Origin of the sequence: Rhodococcus triatomae (assembly GCF_014217785.1) — a bacterium.
Taxonomy (GTDB): Bacteria; Actinomycetota; Actinomycetes; order Mycobacteriales; family Mycobacteriaceae; genus Rhodococcus_F; species Rhodococcus_F triatomae.
In genome coordinates this window covers 957,231-977,578 of record NZ_CP048814.1, presented here as the reverse complement: position 1 = coordinate 977,578, position 20,348 = coordinate 957,231, and the positions used below count along the sequence as shown (strand labels likewise).

Here is a 20,348-nt window from a genome sequence, read left to right as displayed (position 1 = left end):
GGCGTCGTCGTCTCCGCCGCTAGCGTCCCGGCTCATGGAACTGAGGGAAAGTCCCGGTCAGCTGGCGCTGCGCCGGGAACTGCGCGAGTACTTCGCGGGCCTGCTGCCGGCGGACACCCGCCGTCTCGCGGGTGAGCAGGGAGTCGGTGGCGAACACTTTCGTGACATCGTGACGATGCTGGGAAAGGACGGCTGGCTCGGTATCGGCTGGCCGGTCGAGTACGGCGGTCAGGGCCGGTCCGTCGAGGACCAGTTCGTCTTCTTCGACGAGGTGCAGCGGGCCGGACTGCCGTTCCCGTTCGTCACCGTGAACACCGTCGGCCCGACCCTCATGAAGTACGGCACCGACGACCAGAAGCAACGGTTCCTACCCGGGATCCTCACCGGTGACATCGTCTTCGCCATCGGGTACACCGAGCCGGGCGCGGGCACGGATCTCGCCTCCCTGCAGACGCGAGCCGTGCGCGCGGAGGACGGCTGGGTCGTCGACGGAAACAAGATCTTCACCTCGGGTGCGAACACCGCCGACTATGTGTGGCTGGCTGCCCGCACCGATCCGAACGCGCCGAAGCACGAGGGCATCTCCATCCTGGTCGTACCCACCGCCGACCCCGGGTTCTCCTGGTCGCCGATACACACGGTCGGTGGACTGACGGTCACCTCCACCTACTACAGCGGGGTCCGGGTGGGGGACGAGGACGTCGTCGGCGACGTGCACGGAGGATGGAAGCTGATCACGGCCCAGCTCAATCACGAGCGGATCGGCCTCGCCGCACTCGGTGGCCGCACCTACCAGTTGTGGGCCCAGGTGCTGGAGTGGGCCCGCTCCAACGGGGCGATCGAGATTCCCTGGGTGCGCCAGGAATTGGCGGGCACCCACGCCCGGCTCGAGGCCATGAGGCTGATGAACTGGAAGATGACTGCCGCGGTCGCGAACGACACTCTCACCGGTGCCGAGGCGGGGGCTGCCAAGACGTACGGCACGGAGACACACGTGGACGTGTATCGAGCACTGCTGGCCGTCCTCGGTGCGGCGGGCAGGATCCGGCCGGGATCGCCGGGTGCGGTCCTCGCCGGGCAGGTCGAGCAGATCTCTCGGCAGGGTGTGGTGAACACCTTCGGTGGCGGCGTCAACGAGGTCCTGCGCGACATGGTGGGGACCGTGGGCCTCGGGCTCGTCCGGGAGAGGAGGGCGGTGTGAGCACGTACCCGGCTCGTTCGTGTGAGTTCGATGGATGCACGATCGTCCCCGACATGACCCTGCCGGACTTCCGGCCCGCGAACCAGGAGTAGCCGTGGATTTCTCGTACAGCGAAGAGCAGGAAGCGGTTCGGAGCCTGTCGGCGGATGTCTTCGAATCCGTGGCGGCGCGTCTCGGCCGTGTCGAGGCGACGGAGGAGCGGATCGACAGGGAACTGTGGCGTAGCCTCGCCGACACCGGACTGCTGGGGATCGCACTGCCGGAACAGCTCGGCGGTGGCGTGAGGGGGATGGCGGAGCTGAGTGTGCTGCTCGAGCAGCAGGGGCGCGCCGTTGCCCCGATACCGCTGTGGCCGGGCGCTCTCGCCGCCTGCGCGATCGGCCGATTCGGCACGGACGATCAATGTCGTCGGGCCGCGTCGTTCGCGGCCGGAGACACATTTCTCACGGTGGCACTGGAGGAGTTCGGGCCGTACGTGGACCGCGATCCCGACACCACGGCTCGACGCGTCGGCGAGGGCTGGGTGGTGCGTGGAGCCAAGGCCGCGGTACCGGCCGCGCACGTCGCCGCGAGCATCGTCGTATCCGCCACCACCGATACCGGGCCGGCGCTGTTTCTGGTCGATCCGCGGGGCGAGGGGGTCCGAGCCGAACTCGCCGAGTCCACGACCCGCGAGATCTGCGCCGATCTGACCTTCGACGACGCGCCCGGCGACCTCCTGGGGCCGATCGGTCCGTCGACGGTGTCCTGGCTGCGGGAGCGGGTGGAGGTCGCGCTCGCCGCCGTACAGTCCGGCGTCGCCGCGGCCGCGGTGGAACAGTCGGTGGCCTATCTCAACGAGCGACACCAGTTCGGCAGGCCGCTGGCGACTTTCCAGTCCGTGCGCCATCAGCTCGCCGACTGCTACATCGATCTCGAGGCGATGCGGGTGACCCTGTGGCAGGCGGCGCAGCTGCTCGACGAGGGTGCGGACCCGGGGACCGCGGTGCTGGTGGCGAAGTGGTGGGCCACCGATGCCGGCCGGCGCGTCGTGCACCGGACCCAGCACGTCCACGGTGGTATCGGCGTGGACACGGAGTACCCGTTGCACCGGTATCTGTTGTGGGGCATGCAGATCGCCGCGACCCTCGGCGGGTCTGCGGCGGACCTCGAACGTATCGGGGCGCTGCTCGCCGGCGACGAGGAGGTATTCGTGTGAGCACGCCCGCGGAACTGCGTCCACGCCCGGCCCGGGCTGTCGACTCCCGCTCAGTGGGTGGCGATGTTCGCTCGGGGCCACGGGCACGAATACGGTGCGACGAGTGAGGACTTCGGACGCGTCGCGGTCCCGGCGAGCGGCCTCATCCTGGTAGCGAGGAGTGACGATGACATACACGGCAACCGAACCGGCCGGTGCCTGGCGCGGAGTGGACCTCGGTACCCGCACCGTGTCCTACGACGAGCGCGACGCGATCCTGTACGCCCTTGCCGTCGGCGCCCGTGCCGACGAGCTGGATCTGGTGTTCGAGGATCGGTTGCGGGTGCTGCCGACGTTCGCGCTGACCCTCGCGCAGTGGGCGCCGGACGAACTCGGTGCGCGTGGCGGCTTCGACACGACGACGGCACTGCACGGGTCGCAGGAGCTGACCGTGCTCGCTCCACTGCCGCGGAGCGGCGAACTCACCCTGCGCGCGTCGGTGGGGGAGGTGTGGGACAAGGGCGCTGCCGCGGTGTTCGAGGTGCTGGTGGAATCGGACCGGTTCGTGGCGAAGTGGTCACTGTTCGCGCCCGGATCCGGCGGCTTCGGTGGTGACCGCGGACCGTCGAAACCAGCTCTGCCGGAAGGTGTTCCCGAGGTCGATGGGGTGCTGGAGACCGCTCCGAATCAGGCCGCGTTGTACCGGCTCACCGGCGACCGTCACCACATTCACATCGACCCGGCTGCGGCGGAGCGAATCGGCCGGCCCAGGCCGATCATGCACGGGCTGGGCACCCTCGCTGCGAGTACCGTTCACCTGGCGCGACTGCTCGGTGCGCATCCCGCGGATCTGACCCACCTGGAGGGTCGCTTCGCCGCCCCGGTGTTCCCCGGTGACTCGCAGGCGCTGCGGGCGTGGGGGAACGGAACGGATGTCGCATTCGAGGTGGGTGACCCGGAGCGCCCCGCCGTGACCGGGGCCCGAGCCACTTTCGCCTGATCGCCGCCCCCGCTTCCGACACGATGTCACATCGGATCGCTCAGATCGATACGGTGGGTCATCGTGTCGGGGTGGGGTGGGTGGCCAGATACCGGGCCGGATACTCCCCGCCGCCGTGGACGGCCAGATCGGCGCCGTTGACGTACGACGCCTGAGGGCTCGCGAGGAAGAGGCAGGCGGCGGCGACGTCCTCGGGCACGGCCATCCGGGCCATCGGCAGTGTCGCGGTGACTGCGGCCCCACCGTCTTCGCCGTACCCGGAGGCCGCTGCCTCGGTGCGGATGAGGCCGGTGGTGATGTGGTTGACCCGCACCCTCGGTGCCCACTCCAGGGCGAGCGCCTTGGTCAGTGCGAGCAGGCCCGCCTTCGCGGCGGTGTAGGCGGCGGTGCCGGGCTGGGGATCGTGCGCCGAGACGGAGCCGATATTGACGATGGAACCGCCCTCGGGGCGGCGCTGCATCACCGCGTTGGCGGCCTGCGCCAGGGTGAACGGAGCGAGGAGATTGAGGGCCACGATCTTCTCGACGAATCGGGGAGACACCGTGGCCGCGTCCGCGTCCGGCGATCCGCCGGCGTTGTTGACGAGCACGTCGACGTACCCGAATCGTTCCACGGCATCGGCAATCAGAGCCTGTGCCTGATCCGGGTCCCGGACGTCGGTGGCGCGGAAGGCCGCGCGGCGGGAACCCGCCGACGGCAGGTCGCGTGGTTCGGTCCGGCCACAGACGAGGACGTCGGCTCCGGCCGCGAGGAACGTCCTGGCGATGACGTAGCCGATGCCCTGGGTGCCGCCGGTGACCACGACGGCGCGGCCCTTCCAGTCGGTGGTGCTCACGAATACCTCACGTCTCGTCTCGTATAGCTCTGTCGCTCAATATGTTTGACGGACCATACTCCTCGGGAATAGGGTGAAGCAAACGCTTGGTTCGGCAGCGGCGTTCGGTTCGTTGTCGAGGGCACGAGTCGACGGGACGGGCATGGGAACACTCGACGGTAAGGTTGCGCTGATCACCGGTGCGGGACAGGGAATCGGTCAGGGGATCGCGCTGGCTCTGGCCAAGGAGGGCGCGGCCATCGGGGTGGCCGGACGCACCGAGTCGAAGCTGCACACCACGTGCGGGCTCCTCGCCGAGATCGGCGCGACGTGCCTGCCGATTCGGTGCGACGTGAGCGTGAAGTCCGACATCCGCGACGCGGTCGACCGGGTGGTCGAGGAGCTGGGCGGGCTCGACATCGTGGTGAACAACGCGAACGACAGCAAGCCCGGGCCTCTTCTCGACGTCGCCGACGGGGAATTCGAGAAGGCTTTCGCCACCGGACCGCTCGCGACTCTGCGGGTCATGCAGGCCGCCCACCCACACCTCGCGGCTCGTGGCGGCGGGACGATCGTCAACCTCGTCACGTCGGCTGCCGTGCGCTGGGACGCCTCGAACTACGGTGTCTACGGGTCGGTGAAGGAGGGGATGCGCTCCCTGACCCGCGCCGCGGCCTGCGAGTGGGGTCGGGACGGCATCCGCGTGCTGTCGGTCGCGCCCCACGCGAAGACGCCGGCGCTGAACTGGTGGATGGAACGGAATCCGGAGGAGGCCGCGGAGTTCGTCGCAGGCATCCCGCTGGGCCGCGTCGGGGACCCGGAGCAGGACATCGGGCGCGCCGTGGTCTTCCTGGTGGGGCCCGATGCGGCGTATCTCACCGGGGCCACCGTCCCGCTCGACGGCGGCCAGTCGCGCTGGGGCTGATCCACGCCGGACGCAGGGTCCCGCCCACTGGGAGACCGGACCGCAGGCGGCCACGACGTGCCGTACTTTCGGCGGCGAGTTGATCGTTCGTACCGAGAGGGCCACCGTCGCCATGACGACCGTCGAAACGCCGAAGAGTTCCCGTTCCGTGCTGGTCACGGTTGCCGACGTGGTGCGTGAGACCAGCGACAGTGTGTCGCTGGTGTTCGACATCGCGGAGGAGCATCGCGATCGATTCGACTATGCGCCCGGACAATTCCTCACAGTGCGCATTCCGAGTGAGCGCACCGGCTGGGTCGCTCGCTGCTACTCGCTGGCGAGTTCCCCGTTCACCGGTGAGCGCCCGAAGGTCACGGTCAAGCGCACCGTCGACGGCTACGGATCGAACTGGCTGTGCGACAACATCTCGGCCGGCGATGCCCTCGAGGTGCTGCCGCCCTCCGGAGTGTTCACCCCGCCGGACCTGAACGAGAACCTGCTCCTCTTCGCGGCGGGTAGCGGCATCACTCCGGTCATGTCGATTCTCGGGTCCGCCCTTGCCGTCGGATCGGCGAAAGTGGTTCTGGTCTACGCCAACCGGGACGAGAGTTCGGTCATCTTCGCGGAGGAACTCCGCGCACTCGCCGCCGCTCATCCCGAGCGGCTGACCGTCGTGCACTGGCTCGAATCCGTGCAGGGTCTGCCGACGTCGGCACAGCTCGCGGCGACGGCCCGCGCCTTCGCCGACCATCGCGCGTTCACGTGCGGTCCGGGGCCCTACATGGACGCCGTGCGGGAAGCGTGCTCGGCGTTGGGGATGCCTCGCGACCGGGTGCACGCCGAGGTCTTCACCTCGTTGACCGGCGATCCCTTCGCCGATCTCCCCACCCCCGAACTCGACGACGCGGACACCGCCGATGCCGCCAGCGCCACCGTCGTCCTCGACGGCCGGGAACACGAACTCGCGTGGCCACGCAAGTCCACGCTGGTCGAGGTCATGCTCTCGAAAGGGTTGGACGTGCCGTACTCGTGCCGGGAGGGGGAGTGCGGGTCCTGTGCCTGCACCGTCACCTCGGGCGAGGTGGCGATGGACGCCGTGGGCATGCTCGAACCGGAGGACATCGCCGCCGGGTACGTCCTGGGTTGTCAGGCCCGCCCGATCAGCGACCGCGTGCAGATCGAGTTCTGACCGGCTCCGGGCGTCAGAGGGGGCGAACGGGTCGCCGCAGGATCGTTCGACGCTGTTCCGGCGGGACGCGACGGGCGTCGGACAGGTAGATCTCGTGGTGCGGGCCGGCCACGGTGAGGCCGTGCTCGGGAAGATATTCGTCGTACATCCGCGCGAGCGTGGGCCCCGCCTCCTCGTACGGTCCGACGTGGAGCACCTGCACCGATCGTCCCTCCTTGACCGTCGTCAGGCGGATGCGCTCGAGTGCGGGGTTCTTCCTCTTCTTGTGGGAAGTGGCCGCGGCGTCGGCGAGCATCTCCGCGGTGATCCACTCCGGCTGGGCGATCATCATCGTCCAACTGGTGGCGTCCCGGCGCGAGGCGTACGGGTCGTCCGAGTGCCACAGCGCTTCGAGCGGCCCCACGACGAAGTTGCAGCCGAGATACCTCTTGCTCTCGAATTTCTCGGTGTACCCGGCCGAGTACAGTGCCTCGACCGCCGCGACATGATCGGCCGACTCGTCCGGGGTACCGGTACCGTCGATCGCCGCGTACCGCATCTCCGGCACGTCCACCTGCGTGAACTCTGTCGTGACCTGCGCGTACAGATCGCGGTACCCGGTCTTGACGTCGAACGTGCGCATGGCAGTCTCCTCCCACCCATTCGACCCGGCCCCTTCCATTGTGAGCGGCCGCGGGCCACCAGTGTGCGCAATACGCGCGCTTTGCGCACATCGGCGACGATTATCCGACCGGACTCGCCGGGGCAGGAGGAGATCGCCGCTCGGGGGAGGGGCTGTGACCAGTGGATTCACCCCGAGCGGCGCGCGTTCAGGCCGTGCCGGACGATGCAGCGGCGGGAAGGTTCGACCACTGCTCGTCGGTGTGTCGGGACCAGGAACGCTCGGCGGAGGCGGTGCGCCTGTCCAACAGCTTCCGATACGCGTCGACCGGTGTGTCGACGCCGTGCCTGCGGAACGCTTCCGCCGGGGTCGTCGTCACCAGCCGCCGCGGCAGGACAGGGCGGAGTACCGGTTCGACGACCGGGTAGGTGGACGGTGAGATCCACCGGAGCAGCAGGAGCTGCGCCGTGTTGCTCTGCGCCACCATCCAGAACACCAGGGTCATGAGTGGTCGGAGCAGGCGGTCCACGATGCGGGGCTGGTGCAACCCGCCGAGTGCCCGTTGCCATGCCGGCATCGTGGCGATGGTGGCGGCGCGGAGCGTGCGGCTGACCACCCAGGCGCCGGGACGCAGGAACCACGGCACCGGCGGAAACATCACCTTTGCGTCGAGGAGCTGGTGCATCATCGCCTGTGCCGCCTCGCTGGCGGCCAGACGCGGCCGTTCCCGCGCGAAGTACTCGCGGATTCCCTCCCGCGTCCGGGGGATGTCGGCGGGATCGCACGTCTGGAGTTCCGCGGCGATCGCGCATTCGTCCCAGTACCTTCCCTCCTCCTCGGGGGTGAGCTTTCCGGGTCCGTACATCTCGTAGGCGTAGAGGATCGAATGCCAGGCGGTGAGGTGGATCCACAGCTGCTGGCCGGGATCGTTGGCGTCGTAGGCGTTGCCGCTGATCGGTTCGGTGCCGAATGCTCGGCCGTGCACCTTCACCAGGATCTCCGCCGCTTTCGTCGCGGTCCGGGAGTCGGCGAAGGCGGCGATCGCGAAGTACCGCAGGGTGTGGTCGTAGCGGATTCTGGGCTGCGTGTAGATCTTTCCGGTGTCGTCGACCGCGGCGATGAGGAACGGGTCCAGTTCCTCGATGACGACCGCGCGCTGGAAGCCGACGGTCAGGGACGTGGGGTAGCCCCACACCTTCCAGGTGATGGAGTCGGGTCCGAAGAAGCCGTAATCCTCGGGCGGCTCGACCTGGGTCTTCGCCTTCCTCATGCGGCGGTCACGGGTGGATGACGCAGTGTTCATGCTGATCCTCTGATTCTGGGAAACCGGCAATCTCTGGCGACGTCGTGTTAGCTACGGTAGCGTACTTACGTGACCGTAGCTAGAGAAGAACAGGACGGGGCGAGCTCTCGCCGGGACGGGCCGCGGGTGCGGCAGCACCGGATGCCGATCGAGGTCCGGCGGACCCAGGTGCTCGATGCCGCGCGTGCGCTCATCGGCCGAGAGGGGTATGCGGCCGCCACCATGGAGGCCGTGGCCCGCGAAGTGGGTATCGCCAAACCCGTTGTCTACAAGGCATATCCGTCGAGAGGTGCGCTGTTGTACGCGCTGCTCGAGCGGGAGCGGTCGGAGGCGGTTGCGGCGTTGATCGAGGCGATGCCGAGGACGTCGGCGGAGGTGGGGCGCACCGAGGCGATCCTGGCGTGGATGCACGCGCTCGTGCAGGTCATCGACGGTTCGCCCGACCGATGGCGGCTCATCCTCACGCCGGTGGACGGCACCCCCGACGAGGTGCGCGAACACGCGGAAGCGGGACGCGCGCTCGCCCGAGCTCAGCTCCGGAATCTCCTGGACGCCGGATTCGGTACCCATTCGGCCTCGCGAGGAGGGCGTGTCGACGTCGATCTGGTGGCGCACTCGGTGCTGGCCGTGGCCGAGCACTCGGCGCGACTGATGATCGAGAGCCGGGACGAGTACCCACCGGAACGCGTCCTCGCGTTCGCGGAGAATGCCGTCCGAGCCCTGAAGTTGTCATGAGTTCTCACCGGCCCGGATTCGAAGTCATTGTCGCCCAATGAGTCAATCTGGCTAGGTGATCGAAGATTCTTCTTACTTTTCGGTAAGTTCGCTGCTATCGTCTCGGTGTGGCGGCCGCCACAACAACATTGTCAAGTGACGTACATCCTCTTGTGGAGGTGTGCGGCCGGGATGTGGGGCACACGAAATGGGTGATCGAGAAGCGGTGGATCCGGCCGGTGTGGACGGCACCGCCGTGTCCGCGCGCGCTCCCGATCCGATCGGCGGCTTCTTCGCGGAGATGGGGGTCCTCTTCGTCTTCGCCGTGCGCGTCGGCCGGGCCGCTCTCGCGGCGCCCTTCAGCAGGCCGCCGTGGCGAGAGTACTTGGGGCAGATGTGGTTTCTCGCCCAGGTGACCACCGTCGCCTCGGTGTTGGTGATGATCCCGCTGGGGGTCGGGGTGGCCCTGCAGATCGGATCACTCGCGAGCCAGATCGGTGCGGACTCGTACAGCGGCGCGGTCGTCGCCTTCCTGATCATCGGGCAGGCCGGCCCGCTCGTGTGCGCCCTGATCATCGCCGGGGTGGGCGGCTCGGCGATCTGCGCGGACCTGGGTGCGAGGACCATCCGCGAAGAGATCGACGCGTTGGAAACCCTGGGCATCCCGGTGCTGCAACGCCTCGTCCTCCCCAGGGTGGTGGCCGCTGCGGTGGTCTGTGTCCTGCTGAACTCCATCGTCATGGTCGTGGGAGTGGGTGCGAGCCTGCTCGTCCAGGTCTACGTCGTGGGTGGCAATGCGGAGAGCTTCCTGCGCAACCTCGTTCAGTTCAGCCAGCCCAGCGATTTCCTGGTCTCCGCGCTCAAGGCGGTGGTGTTCGCGGTGATCGCCGGGATCGTCGCCAGCTACCGAGGTCTCACGGTCAAGCGCGGCGCCCAGGGGGTCGGGGACGCGGTGAACGAGACGGTGGTGCTCTCGTTCATTCTCGTGTTCATCGCGAATCTGGCCATCACGCAGTTCTATCCCCTGTTCGTTCCGGTGAAGGGCGCGTACTGATGCACCGGCCGCTGATCATCCGCGGACGACGTGCCGGTACCAGGACCGTCGACTCCCTCGAACGACTCGGCGAACAGGTGGCCTTCCACGGGCGGGTCGTCGCCGGGATACCCGGCACCGTCGCGCGCTACTGGCGCGAGGTACTGCGCCTGGTGGCACAGGTGGCGTTCGGCTCGGGAACCCTGCTCGCGGGCGGCGGCAGCGTCGTGGTGATCTTCGGGATCTCCTTCTTCGCGGGCTCGCAGATCGGGCTCGAAGGCTATCGCGGGCTGAATCTGGTCGGGCTCGCGCCGTTGTCCGGGGTGATGTCCGCGATCGCGAACACCAGGGAGGTCGCGCCACTGGTGGCGGCGATCGCGCTGGCGGCGAAGGTGGGCACCGGATTCACCGCGCAGCTCGGGGCGATGCGGATCTCGGAGGAGATCGACGCCCTCGACGTGATGGCCATTCCCTCGGTGCGCTACCTCGTCACCACTCGCGTGCTGGCCGCGATGCTCGCGGTCGTACCGCTGTACCTCGTCGGCCTGTTCGCATCGTATGTGGCGACGGCATTCTCGGTGATCGTGGTGAAAGGTCAGTCGGCCGGCACCTACGGCTACTACTTCGGACTGTTCCTCACGCCGAACGACATTCTGCTCTCGGTCGTCAAGGTGCTGGTGTTCGCGGTCGTCGTGACGCTGGTGCACTGCTACTACGGCTACACCGCCACGGGAGGGCCCGAGGGCGTCGGCCGTGCGGCCGGTCGCGCGCTGCGCACCAGCATCGTCTTCCTGGCCTTCACCGACGTGGCGATGACGATGGCACTGTGGGGCCTTCGCCCGCACATCCCGGGGTTGATGGCATGAGAATTCGGGAGGGGAGGGGCGGATCCCGGCGCGGAGTGCACGCGCTGCTCGGTGCCGGGTCGGTGCTCGCCGCCGCGGCCGTGTACGTCTTCGCGTTCTCGCTCGGCTCGGATGTCTACGTCACCCGCGCCGACGTCGCGGTCACCGTTCCCGCCGAGGCGGGTGCGCTGCGCACGGGTTCGTCCGTGCTGTACCGCGGAGTGGAGGTGGGTCGGGTCTCGGCCATCGACGCCGCGACGACCAGCTCGCTGGTCACCCTCGGGATGGACCCCGGCCGTCTCGACCGAGTCCCTCACGACGTGCAGGTGCGCCTGATGCCGCGCACCGTGTTCGGCGACTACTTCGTCGATCTCGTGGATCCACCAGGGCGGTCGGAATCCGTGCGCTCCCTCGTCGCCGGCGACCTCCTCACACCGGACCGCAGTGACGACGCACTCCAGCTCTACCAGGCCTTCTCCACGGTGTACGACCTCGTGTCGGCGGTGCGGCCCGCCGACCTCAATGTGGCGCTCACCGCCGTCGCCACGGCTCTCCAGGGCCGCGGCGAACGGATCGGCGAGTCCCTGGAAACACTGAGACAGCTGCTCGTGGAGGCTGCACCGACGATCGACCGTCTCGGTGACGATCTCGACGACGTCGCGATGCTGACCCGGCAGGTGTCGTCGGCGGCTCCGGATCTGCTCCGGACACTGCATGATTCGATCACCGTGTCGACGACGATCGTGGAGAAGCAGGACGGACTGCGGGGCGTGCTCGCGGCGGGAGCGGTCACCGCCGAGCAGGTCGCCGGGTTCACGGCGGACAATCGGGAGCGGGTGATCACGCTCGTCTCCGACACCGCCGCCCTCGGGGGTGCACTCACCGCCGAGCCGGACCGGTTGTCCGAGATCTACGAGGGCCTCCGTACTCTGGTGACCGATCTCCCTCCCGCGCTCGGCCAGGGCCCCTGGCTCAGTACGTCGTTGAAACTGACCGTGCAGGACCTGCGCCCGTACTGGCGGGAGGAATGCCCCCGGTACGGCGAGACGCCGGGCGCGAGCTGTGACCGTACGGCGCCACACCCGTTCGCACATCTTCTGCACCCCGAGGTGTACGGCGGTGCGAGTGGACCGGTCGGAAGCCCGACCGAGCGTGCCCAGATCGAGGGTGTGCTCGGCGACGGTGACCTGGGTGGGATCCTCGGCGGCCCGATCCTCCGCGGAACGACGGTGGTGAACTGATGTCCTCGAGAGCCGTGGTTCTGGGTTTCGGTGTGTTCGCGACGCTCTCGCTCGTGTGCACGGTGGTGATGGTCAGTACGCTCGTGAATCCCGTCGCGGGCCCCTCCACGACCTACCGGGCGGTGCTGTCCGATGCGACCGGGCTCGTCGCCGGCAGCGACGTGCGCATCGCGGGTATCCGGGTCGGCCGGGTCGGTGGCGTCGAGCTCGGCGAGAACAACGACGCCGTGGTCTCTTTCGATGTCGAGGCCGAGCACCGCATTCCCTCCGACGGCCGAGTCGTGGTCCGCTACGCCGACATGCTCGGCTCGCGAGCACTGACCCTCGAACCCGGGGATGCCGGAACCACGCCGACGTCGTTCCTCGCCCCGGGGGCGACGATTCCCCTCGAACGCACGACGCCCGCGCTCGACCTCACCGGCGTGCTCGGCGGATTCCGTCCGCTGTTCGATGCCCTCGACCCCGAACAGACCAACGAGTTGGCCACCTCTCTCGTGCAGGTGTTCCAGGGGGAGGGAGCGACGGTGGAGAGCGTGCTGCGGCGCACCATCGAGGTGGCGTCCACGCTGGCGGCCAAGGACCAGGTGATCGATCGGATGCTGGTCGATCTCGGGGGAGTGCTCGACGAGTTCGCCCGCAACCGACCGGATTTCGCGCAGATGATCACCTCCCTGGACGAGTTCGTCAACGGTCTCGCACAGGATCGCGACGACATCGGCGCCGCACTCGACTCGGCCGGGGGGCTCGCGGCAGAGCTTGCCGGCCTGACCGACCGGCTCGAGCCGGTCCTCGCCCCGGCCGTGGAATCGGTGAGCGCCGCGTCGCGCACCCTGGTGGACAACCGTGAGCCGATCGCGCAGGGAGTGTCCGCCTTCGACGAGCTCTTCGCCGCACTCGGCGCCGCGGCGAGCTACGGCAGCTGGGTCAACGTCTACATCTGCAACCTCAGCTTCGACCTGGTGGGGCATTCGCTCTCGCTCGAGGGGCCCGAACGTTCGGCGGTGTGCCGATGAACTGGCTGACCGTCCGCCATCCCGTTCGCGCCGGGGTCGTCTGCGTCGTCGTCGCGTTCGGCATCGTCCTCGCGGCGCTGGCGGTACCCCGGGCGACGCTCGTTCTCCGGACACACGACTACCACGCCACGGTGGCCAACGCGACGGGGCTGCAACCCGGGGACACCGTCAACGTGGCGGGGGTACCGAGTGGCACGGTGAGCTCGCTGTCGGTGCACGGCAACACCGTCGACGTCACGTTCCGGCTCGCCCGAGGGGTGCGTCTCGGAGATCACTCGACCGCCGACATCAAGATCGTCACCCTGCTCGGGCGCAGGTCCCTCGACGTCACTCCACGCGGGCCGGGCGCTCTCGAGCCGGGCGGTCACATCCCCCTGGCTCGCACGACGGTGCCGTTCACGCTCGACGAGATCAGCAGGGAGGGAGCGGCCACGGCGGAGGACGTCGATCTCGACCGCATGCGTGGGATGATCGACACCCTCGCCGAGGTCACTCCGCGGGATCCGGAGCTCGTCGGCGACGCCCTCACCGGGATCTCGGAGGTGGGGGCGATGATCACGCGTAATTCCGAGCGAGTGCAGCAGGTCCTCGACGCCGCGCGGGTGACGACGCGGGCGCTGGCCGATCAGCAGGACGTGCTGGTGACCTTGCTCGGCAACGCGGACCTGGTGCTCGCCACGGTGAACGAGCGCCGGGCGGTCCTGACCTCGCTGATCGCCGACGTCGAGCAATTGTCCACCGCTGCACGGCGATTCCTGGTCGACAATCAGGTGTCGAACGACGCCGTCCTGCGACAGTTGCACGAGGTCACCGCCACTCTGCGGGAGAACGAGACGGTGCTCACCGATCTCCTGGAGAACTTCGCGCCGAGCGTGCGGTACGTCACCAACGCGACCGGCAACGGCAACTGGCTCGATCTCAACTCGCCGTCGACGCTCATCGGCGACAACTGGCTCTGCAAGGTCCAACTGGTACGGGGGTGCCGATGACTGCGGCGACGAAGACGACGACGGCGACTGCGGCGACGACGGCGACGAAGTGGACGAGGTTCGGGGGCTTTCGCACGGCGACGGCCGTCGCCGTGGTGGCGCTGATCGCCGCAGGCTTCGCCGGCGTCCACTTCCTCGGATCGGCCACCTCCGTACGGATCACGGCAGAGTTCACCCGTACGGACGGAGTCTTCGCCGGTAACGCCGTGACGATCCTCGGCGTCCCGACCGGCCGCGTGGAGTCGGTGATCGAGGCCGGCCCGGTGGTTCGCGTCGAGTTGAGCCTGCCACGGGAGACCCGGGTCCCCGCCGACGCGCACGCATGGGTCGTGTCCCCGTCGGTGGTCAGCGACCGAGCGGTCGAACTGGGGCCCGGATACGTCGAGGGGCCGTCGCTCGAGGACGGGGCCGTCATCCCGGTCGAGCGCACCCATTCGCCCCTGACCTGGGATCAGCTCACCGACTCGATCAACGACCTCGTCGTCGCACTCGGGCCCGAGACCTCCGGCGGGGGAACCGAACTGGTGTCGCTGGCCGCGCACGCGGTCGACGGCAACGGGGAGCGCTTCCGCGACGCGGTGCAGCAGATCTCGGGGGCCACCGCACTCGTCGCCGGGGAATCGGAGAACCTCACCGAACTGGTCACCGCCCTGAGTGGTCTGGTCGGCACGCTGTCGGCCAACCGGGACGTCGTGGGATCGGTCACCGAATCCCTGACCTCGACGGCACGACAGTTCGCCGCCCAGCGCGCCGGAATCTCCGAGTCGCTGACGGCACTCACCGATGTACTCGGTCAGGTCTCGGCGCTGATCTCCGCCCACGGGGACACCCTGACCCACGACATCGCCGAACTCGGCGCGCTGACCGGCGCGATCGCCGAGAAGCGGGAACAACTCGCCGAGATCGTCGACGTCAGCCCCACCGGTTTCGAGAACGTCGCGAACCTCGTCACGGACGAAGGGCGGGCACGCATCCGGCTGAACGTGTCGACCAACCTCGCCCAGTTCCCGGCCACGAAGGAACTGTGCGACGAACTGCCGATCCCGCTGTGTCAGGGGCCGGGCCTGGTCAACCCGATCGAGTTCCCCCCGAACCTCGAGGGCACCGATCTGCGCTGGCTGTTCGAGGGGGGCCGATGACGAACACGCCGCTCGTGCGAACCGTCGCGGCACTGGCCGCCGTCGTTCCCCTGTCCGGGTGCGCTGCCGGGTTCCAGCACCTCGAGGTGGGAACGGCCCCGCCGGGGGACTCGTACCCACTGGTGCTCCGGTTCGCCGACGCGGCGCTGCTGCCGGTCGGCGGAGAGGTGCGCATCGGCCAGGCCGTGGTGGGCCGGGTCGCCTCGATGCGTGTGGAGGACTACACCGCGGTGGTCGAGGTGCGGATCCGATCCGACATCGCGCTCCCGGAGGCCACCGGTGCCCGGATCGAGCTGACCACCCCGATCGGAGATGCCTTCGTCAACCTCCGGGTGCCGCCCGGCGACGAGGGCGCGACCCTCGCACCGGGAGCCACGGTCGACCTGTCGCAGACCGACCGCGGACCGGACATCGCGCAGCTGCTCGCTCTCGTCGGGAACCTCCTCAACGGTGGCGGACTCGGCCAGATCCAGTCGATCGTCGCCGAATCCAACGCGATCCTCGGTGGGCGGGAAGATGCGATCGGTGATCTCGGCAGGAGGGTCGACGGGCTGCTCGGAACACTCGAGGACAGGAGCTCCTCGATCGACACCGCCATCGATTCGCTCGCCGACCTCTCCCGGCAGATCGGCAGCGAGACGGGGACCATCGACGCCGCGCTCCGTGCCGCGGCACCGGCCGTCGACGTCCTCGTGGGTGAGCGCGCGAGGATGCTCGAACTCACCCGCACGGTGCACACCCTGAGCGTCGAGGTCGAGGAGGTCCTCCGGCGGAGCGGTACCCAGATGTCCGACGTCGTCGCCCAGCTGTCGCCGATCCTGGACCAGATCGCCGCAACCGGGCCGACGCTCGCGGACACCATGGGCAAGGTGGCGGTGGCCAGAGACCTCGTCCTGCGCGCCGCACCCGGTGACTACATGAACATCGACCAGGTCGTCGAGGTGGACGGCACCGTTCTCGGTGTTCTCTCCGAGGTGATTCCCGGTGCCGCACCGCCGGTCCCGCCGCCGGCGCCCGCACCCCACGCCGCCGCCCCGCTGCCGGACATCCGCGGAATCCTCCAGATCGTGGAGGGAGGTCTGCGATGAGGACCAGCCAGCGCACGATCTATTTCGAGATCGTCGTCTTCGTGACACTCGCCGTGGTGTGCTCGATCTACGTCGTGCGCACGGTCGGCGGCCCGGACCCGCTCGGTGGGTCGTTCGGCGTCGTCGTGGAGATGGAGCACGCCACCGGCATGCCGGCCGATTCCGAGGTGTCCTACCGGGGGGTGTCGGTCGGCAAGGTCGACTCCGTCGTCCTCGGCGACCCCGGTGATCCGGTGGAACTGCACGTCCGGATCCGTCATTCCGCCAGGATTCCCGCCGACGCCACCGCGGCGATCAATCAGGATGCCGCGGCCCCCGTCCTCAAGCTGGAACTCGAGTCGGATGCCACGGCCGGGCCGTATCTCGAGGACGGGGCGGTGATTCCCGGTGAGCGGACGAGCGTCCCGGTGCCGTTCGGTGAGGTGCTCGCCAACTTCGACGCTCTGGCCCGCACCCTCGATCCCGACGACCTCCGGGTGCTCTCCCACGAACTCGGAGTCGGTTTCGACGGGAACACCACGGATTTCGCCACTCTGGTGGACGACTTCTCCACGATCGTCCGGACCCTCGACACGAACCAGGTGAACATCCGCTCTCTGGTGGACGATTCGCGCGTGCTCTTCGACGAGAACGAGGACGGCATCAGGGCGATCCCCACCATTGCGCAGTCGCTGCGTGAGATCACCGAACAAATACGGCTGTCCGACCCGTCCATACGGACACTGCTGGATCACACGCCCACAATCCTCGCGGACCAGGTGTCGCCGCTCCTCCGGGAGAATCAGCAGTCGTTGGCGGTCCTGATGGCCAACTCGTCGGTGTCGACTCGAATCGTGGCGAGCCGGATGCCTGCGGTGAACGCGCTTCTCGTCGCCGTTCCGAACGGTTTCACCGCACTGGGCAGCGTCGTCCGGGACGGTCGTGCCCGACTCGATCTCGTCACCCAGGTCGGCCCGGTGTGCTTCTACGACACTCCTCGGCGGTCGGTGCAGGACACCTCTCCTCGCGAGCTGGACCGGGACCGGCACTGCACCGACGAATCCGGACGCGTCCAGCAGCGCGGTTCGCAGAACGTCCCGCGCACCGGTGTCACGCCGGTGGGAGACGAGACCGGCCCTGTTCCGGCGGAGCCGGCGGACCAGGTCGCGGTGACCGTGTACGACCCCGCGACCGGCGTCCGGTCCGCGGGCGACGGTTCCACCGTCCGCATCGGCGGATCGGGTGGGCAACAGCAGATCCTGGGAGACAGGTCCTGGGTGGCACTACTACTTCAGGGAGCGCAATGACTGTCGACACCGATGCTCAGGCCGACGGAACGCCGGACACCGACGAGAACGGTGCGGCGGAGACCCCGTCCCCGGGGCGACCGTCCGGCCGGATCCGACTCCTCGCGTTCGCCGCAGTGGTGGCGCTCGTCGCCGGACTGGCCGGTGCCGTGGGCTACCTCCTGTGGGACAGAAGCTCTCTCGACGATGCCCGCGGCAGCGCTCTCGACGCCGGTCGCCGCTACGCGACGGACCTCGCCACCTACAGCTGGGACAGTCTCGACCGCAATCTCTCCGTGGTCCGGGAGAACTCGGCGGGTGACTTCGCCGAACAGTACGAGGAAGTTGCGACGAGCCTGTCGGAGATGATCCGCCAGTACCAGGGCACGTCCTCCGGCGAGATCGTGGAGGCGGGACTGGTCAGCGGCGACCGCGATCGTGCGGAGGTCATCGTCTTCCTGGACCAGACGGTGACGAACACCAACTCGCCGGAGCCCCGGATCGACCGGAACCGTATGCAGCTGTCGCTGATTCGTGAAGGTGACCAGTGGAAGCTCACGGATGTCCAACTGCTGTGACCGCCCTGCCCGGGACCGCCCCGGTCCGTCTTCTCGGAAAGGAATCGTTGTGACATGAGCACCGTCATATGGATTGTCGTCGTGGCCGTTCTCGCGATCGGCATCGGAGCCGGGCTGTGCGCGTTCGTGCTCGCCAGAGGTTCGCGCGCGGGAGCACGGTTCTCCGCCGACAGGGTGGGGGAGCATCGGGTGGACGCCTTCTTCGAGGACGGCGCCGCCTTCGCCGCGACCGTCGAGGTCGCACTCGACGCACCCCCGGAGATCGCCTGGGAACTGATCACCCGACCGGATATGTTCGCGTGGCTGCCGTTCGTGGACGGCTACGACTACGCCCGGCCGTCACGCGACCCGGGGACGGGGCGGACCTTTCGGTTCCTGCTGTACGCGATGGACGAGACCGTCCTCGTCGGCGAGGCTCCGCGGGAGTTCGTCACCGCCGCCACCGGTGCGAGCCTTCCGGTGCTGGGGACGGTCGCTCAACGCTTCGTCGTCGACGCGGCCGCCACGGGCGGCTCCCGGGTGCGGTGGACGTTGGCCGTGACCCCGCGCTTCCTCGGGTTCTTGCCACTGCGGATCGCCGCACCCTTCGTGCGTCCGTTCCTGCGACTGGGGTTGCGTGGCGTGGTCTCGCGTGCGGAGCAGGACAGCCGGCGCCGCTCCGCCGCGCCCCCTCCGCCCTCCACTCCGTGAGCCCCCGCCCCTGGGTGAAGGTGCCCTTCGCCTCGTCAGACCGGTCGAAGGCCACCTTCACCCAGGGGAGAAACGGGGGGAGAGGAGTGTCGAGGTCAGCCGAGGTCAGCCGAGGGCGTCGAGGGCGTCGATCGCCCGGGCCACGCCCTCGCCGTACGCCGGATCGCACTCGGTGCAGTTCTTGATGTGCCGCTGGACGATCTCGGGCTCCACGCCCATGAGGTTGCGGGCGGTGTTCTCGAACAGGATCTGTCTCTGTTCATCGTTCATCAGCGCGAACAGGGCGCGGGGCTGGGAGAAGTAGTCGTTGTCGTCCTCGCGGAAATCCCAGTGATCGGCGACCGAGCCCACCGACTCGGCCGGCTCCCGGAACGCCGGCTGCTCCTGCCATTTCCCGTAGCTGTTCGGCTCGTAGTGCAGCGTTCCGCCCTGGTTGCCGTCCACCCGCATCGCGCCGTCGCGGTGGTAGTTGCTCGTCGGGCACCGCGCGGCATTGACCGGGATCTGGAAGTTGTTGACACCCAGACGGTACCGCTGTGCGTCGCCGTACGAGAACAGCCGTCCCTGGAGCATCCTGTCCGGTGAGAAGCCGATACCGGGGACCACGTGCGCGGGATTGAACGCGGCCTGCTCCACCTCCGCGAAGTAGTTGTCGGGGTTACGGTTCAGCTCCCATTCGCCGACCTCGATCAGCGGATAGTCGCCCTTCGGCCAGACTTTCGTGAGGTCGAACGGGTGGTAGGGCACCTTGGCAGCGTCCGCCTCGGGCATGATCTGTACACACAGCTTCCACTTGGGGAAGTTTCCGTCCGCAATGGCGTCGAACAGATCCCGCTGATGGCTCTCCCGATCCTGCCCGACCACTGCAGCGGCCTCCGCATCGCTGAGGTTCTCGATGGGCTGCTGGCAGCGGTGGTGGAACTTGACCCAGAACCGCTCTCCGTCGGCGTTGACGAAACTGAAGGTGTGCGAGCCGAATCCGTGCATGTTCCGGTACGACGACGGAATGCCCCGCTCGCTCATGACGATGGTCACCTGGTGCAGGGCCTCGGGCAGCGAGGACCAGAAATCCCAGTTGTTGTTCGGACTCCGGAGATTCGTGTGCGGATCACGCTTGACGGCGTGGTTGAGATCCGGGAACTTCAGCGGGTCGCGGAAGAAGAACACCGGTGTGTTGTTCCCGACGAGGTCCCAATTGCCCTCCTCGGTGTAGAACTTGACGGCGAATCCGCGAATGTCCCGTTCGGCATCCGCCGCACCACGCTCGCCGGCCACCGTGGAGAAGCGGACGAACAGATCCGTCTTCTTGCCGACCTCGGAGAAGATCGCGGCCTTCGTGTAGCGGGTGATGTCATGGGTGACAGTGAAGGTGCCGTACGCGCCCGAGCCCTTGGCGTGCATCCGCCGTTCCGGGATCACCTCCCGGTCGAAGTGGGCGAGCTTCTCGAGAAACCACACGTCCTGCAGCAGTTGCGGTCCGCGCGGGCCCGCGGTGAGAACGTTCTGGTTGTCGGGAACCGGCGCCCCGACCGCCGTCGTCAGGTGGTCGGGGTTGTTGATCTCC

20 protein-coding genes are annotated in these 20,348 nt (G+C 68.3%); 16 read left to right on the top strand and 4 right to left on the bottom strand.

What is annotated here, in order from left to right; genetic code table 11:
- The first annotated feature begins 34 nt into the window (after window positions 1-34).
- From G4H71_RS04490 to G4H71_RS04480, 3 genes are all read left to right on the top strand, one after another.
- Window positions 35-1,201 carry an acyl-CoA dehydrogenase family protein gene (locus G4H71_RS04490; protein WP_072737937.1) on the top strand — a complete coding sequence of 389 codons (1,167 nt, stop codon included), beginning with the start codon at window positions 35-37 and terminating at the stop codon, window positions 1,199-1,201.
- Between the two features lie 94 nt (window positions 1,202-1,295).
- Window positions 1,296-2,399 carry an acyl-CoA dehydrogenase family protein gene (locus G4H71_RS04485; RefSeq protein WP_072737936.1) on the top strand — a complete coding sequence of 368 codons (1,104 nt, stop codon included), beginning with the start codon at window positions 1,296-1,298 and terminating at the stop codon, window positions 2,397-2,399.
- 166 nt (window positions 2,400-2,565) lie between these two features.
- Window positions 2,566-3,378 (top strand): MaoC/PaaZ C-terminal domain-containing protein, encoded by an 813-nt coding sequence (locus G4H71_RS04480; protein ID WP_072737935.1) that lies wholly within the window; start codon window positions 2,566-2,568, stop codon window positions 3,376-3,378.
- A 58-nt stretch (window positions 3,379-3,436) separates the two neighbouring features.
- Here G4H71_RS04480 and G4H71_RS04475 read toward each other — a convergent pair whose 3' ends face one another.
- A complete protein-coding gene (locus tag G4H71_RS04475; protein ID WP_072737934.1) occupies window positions 3,437-4,213 on the bottom strand; it encodes an SDR family oxidoreductase in 777 nt (258 codons plus the stop codon).
- A gap of 142 nt (window positions 4,214-4,355) precedes the next feature.
- Between G4H71_RS04475 and G4H71_RS04470 the strand changes: the two genes are divergently transcribed.
- Together G4H71_RS04470 and G4H71_RS04465 are read left to right on the top strand one after the other, a co-directional pair.
- Window positions 4,356-5,117, top strand: coding sequence for an SDR family NAD(P)-dependent oxidoreductase (locus G4H71_RS04470; RefSeq protein ID WP_072737933.1), 762 nt, complete (start codon window positions 4,356-4,358; stop codon window positions 5,115-5,117).
- A 112-nt stretch (window positions 5,118-5,229) separates the two neighbouring features.
- Window positions 5,230-6,285, top strand: coding sequence for a ferredoxin--NADP reductase (locus G4H71_RS04465; protein ID WP_072738067.1), 1,056 nt, complete (start codon window positions 5,230-5,232; stop codon window positions 6,283-6,285).
- 13 nt (window positions 6,286-6,298) lie between these two features.
- On the opposite strand, the gene G4H71_RS04460 is transcribed toward G4H71_RS04465, so the two are convergent.
- Together G4H71_RS04460 and G4H71_RS04455 are read right to left on the bottom strand one after the other, a co-directional pair.
- Window positions 6,299-6,907 carry a GyrI-like domain-containing protein gene (locus G4H71_RS04460; RefSeq protein ID WP_072737932.1) on the bottom strand — a complete coding sequence of 203 codons (609 nt, stop codon included), beginning with the start codon at window positions 6,905-6,907 and terminating at the stop codon, window positions 6,299-6,301.
- A gap of 187 nt (window positions 6,908-7,094) precedes the next feature.
- Window positions 7,095-8,189 (bottom strand): oxygenase MpaB family protein, encoded by a 1,095-nt coding sequence (locus G4H71_RS04455; RefSeq protein WP_246442567.1) that lies wholly within the window; start codon window positions 8,187-8,189, stop codon window positions 7,095-7,097.
- 69 nt (window positions 8,190-8,258) lie between these two features.
- On the opposite strand from G4H71_RS04455, the gene G4H71_RS04450 reads away from it, so the two are divergent.
- The 11 genes from G4H71_RS04450 to G4H71_RS04400 all read left to right on the top strand — a co-directional run bounded on the left by G4H71_RS04450 (window position 8,259) and on the right by G4H71_RS04400 (window position 18,784).
- Complete coding sequence (locus G4H71_RS04450; RefSeq protein ID WP_139183108.1) at window positions 8,259-8,924, top strand: TetR/AcrR family transcriptional regulator; 666 nt, start codon at window positions 8,259-8,261, stop codon at window positions 8,922-8,924.
- 280 nt (window positions 8,925-9,204) lie between these two features.
- The gene (locus tag G4H71_RS04445) at window positions 9,205-9,957 is read left to right on the top strand and encodes an MlaE family ABC transporter permease (protein WP_072738066.1); all 753 of its coding nucleotides are present in this window, start codon (window positions 9,205-9,207) and stop codon (window positions 9,955-9,957) included.
- On the top strand, window positions 9,957-10,802 hold the full coding sequence (locus G4H71_RS04440; protein ID WP_072737929.1) for an MlaE family ABC transporter permease: 846 nt from the start codon (window positions 9,957-9,959) through the stop codon (window positions 10,800-10,802). Before G4H71_RS04445 ends, G4H71_RS04440 begins: the two co-directional genes overlap by 1 nt.
- Window positions 10,799-12,022 carry an MCE family protein gene (locus tag G4H71_RS04435; RefSeq protein WP_072737928.1) on the top strand — a complete coding sequence of 408 codons (1,224 nt, stop codon included), beginning with the start codon at window positions 10,799-10,801 and terminating at the stop codon, window positions 12,020-12,022. Before G4H71_RS04440 ends, G4H71_RS04435 begins: the two co-directional genes overlap by 4 nt.
- The gene (locus tag G4H71_RS04430; protein ID WP_072737927.1) at window positions 12,022-13,035 is read left to right on the top strand and encodes an MCE family protein; all 1,014 of its coding nucleotides are present in this window, start codon (window positions 12,022-12,024) and stop codon (window positions 13,033-13,035) included. The genes G4H71_RS04435 and G4H71_RS04430 overlap by 1 nt, the downstream gene beginning before the upstream one ends.
- Window positions 13,032-14,024 carry an MCE family protein gene (locus G4H71_RS04425; RefSeq protein ID WP_072738065.1) on the top strand — a complete coding sequence of 331 codons (993 nt, stop codon included), beginning with the start codon at window positions 13,032-13,034 and terminating at the stop codon, window positions 14,022-14,024. Before G4H71_RS04430 ends, G4H71_RS04425 begins: the two co-directional genes overlap by 4 nt.
- Window positions 14,021-15,163: an MCE family protein gene (locus G4H71_RS04420; protein WP_139183107.1), complete on the top strand. Its 1,143-nt coding sequence runs from the start codon at window positions 14,021-14,023 to the stop codon at window positions 15,161-15,163. Before G4H71_RS04425 ends, G4H71_RS04420 begins: the two co-directional genes overlap by 4 nt.
- Window positions 15,160-16,251 carry an MCE family protein gene (locus G4H71_RS04415; protein ID WP_072737926.1) on the top strand — a complete coding sequence of 364 codons (1,092 nt, stop codon included), beginning with the start codon at window positions 15,160-15,162 and terminating at the stop codon, window positions 16,249-16,251. The genes G4H71_RS04420 and G4H71_RS04415 overlap by 4 nt, the downstream gene beginning before the upstream one ends.
- Window positions 16,248-17,537: an MlaD family protein gene (locus tag G4H71_RS04410; protein WP_072737925.1), complete on the top strand. Its 1,290-nt coding sequence runs from the start codon at window positions 16,248-16,250 to the stop codon at window positions 17,535-17,537. Before G4H71_RS04415 ends, G4H71_RS04410 begins: the two co-directional genes overlap by 4 nt.
- Window positions 17,534-18,094, top strand: coding sequence for an Rv1363c family protein (locus G4H71_RS22525; RefSeq protein WP_246442569.1), 561 nt, complete (start codon window positions 17,534-17,536; stop codon window positions 18,092-18,094). Before G4H71_RS04410 ends, G4H71_RS22525 begins: the two co-directional genes overlap by 4 nt.
- A 54-nt stretch (window positions 18,095-18,148) precedes the next feature.
- Entirely contained in the window at window positions 18,149-18,784 is a 636-nt protein-coding gene (locus G4H71_RS04400; RefSeq protein ID WP_072737924.1) for an SRPBCC family protein, read from the top strand.
- A gap of 105 nt (window positions 18,785-18,889) precedes the next feature.
- Here G4H71_RS04400 and G4H71_RS04395 read toward each other — a convergent pair whose 3' ends face one another.
- Window positions 18,890-20,344, bottom strand: coding sequence for a catalase (locus G4H71_RS04395; protein WP_139183136.1), 1,455 nt, complete (start codon window positions 20,342-20,344; stop codon window positions 18,890-18,892).
- Between the last annotated feature and the right edge of the window lie 4 nt (window positions 20,345-20,348).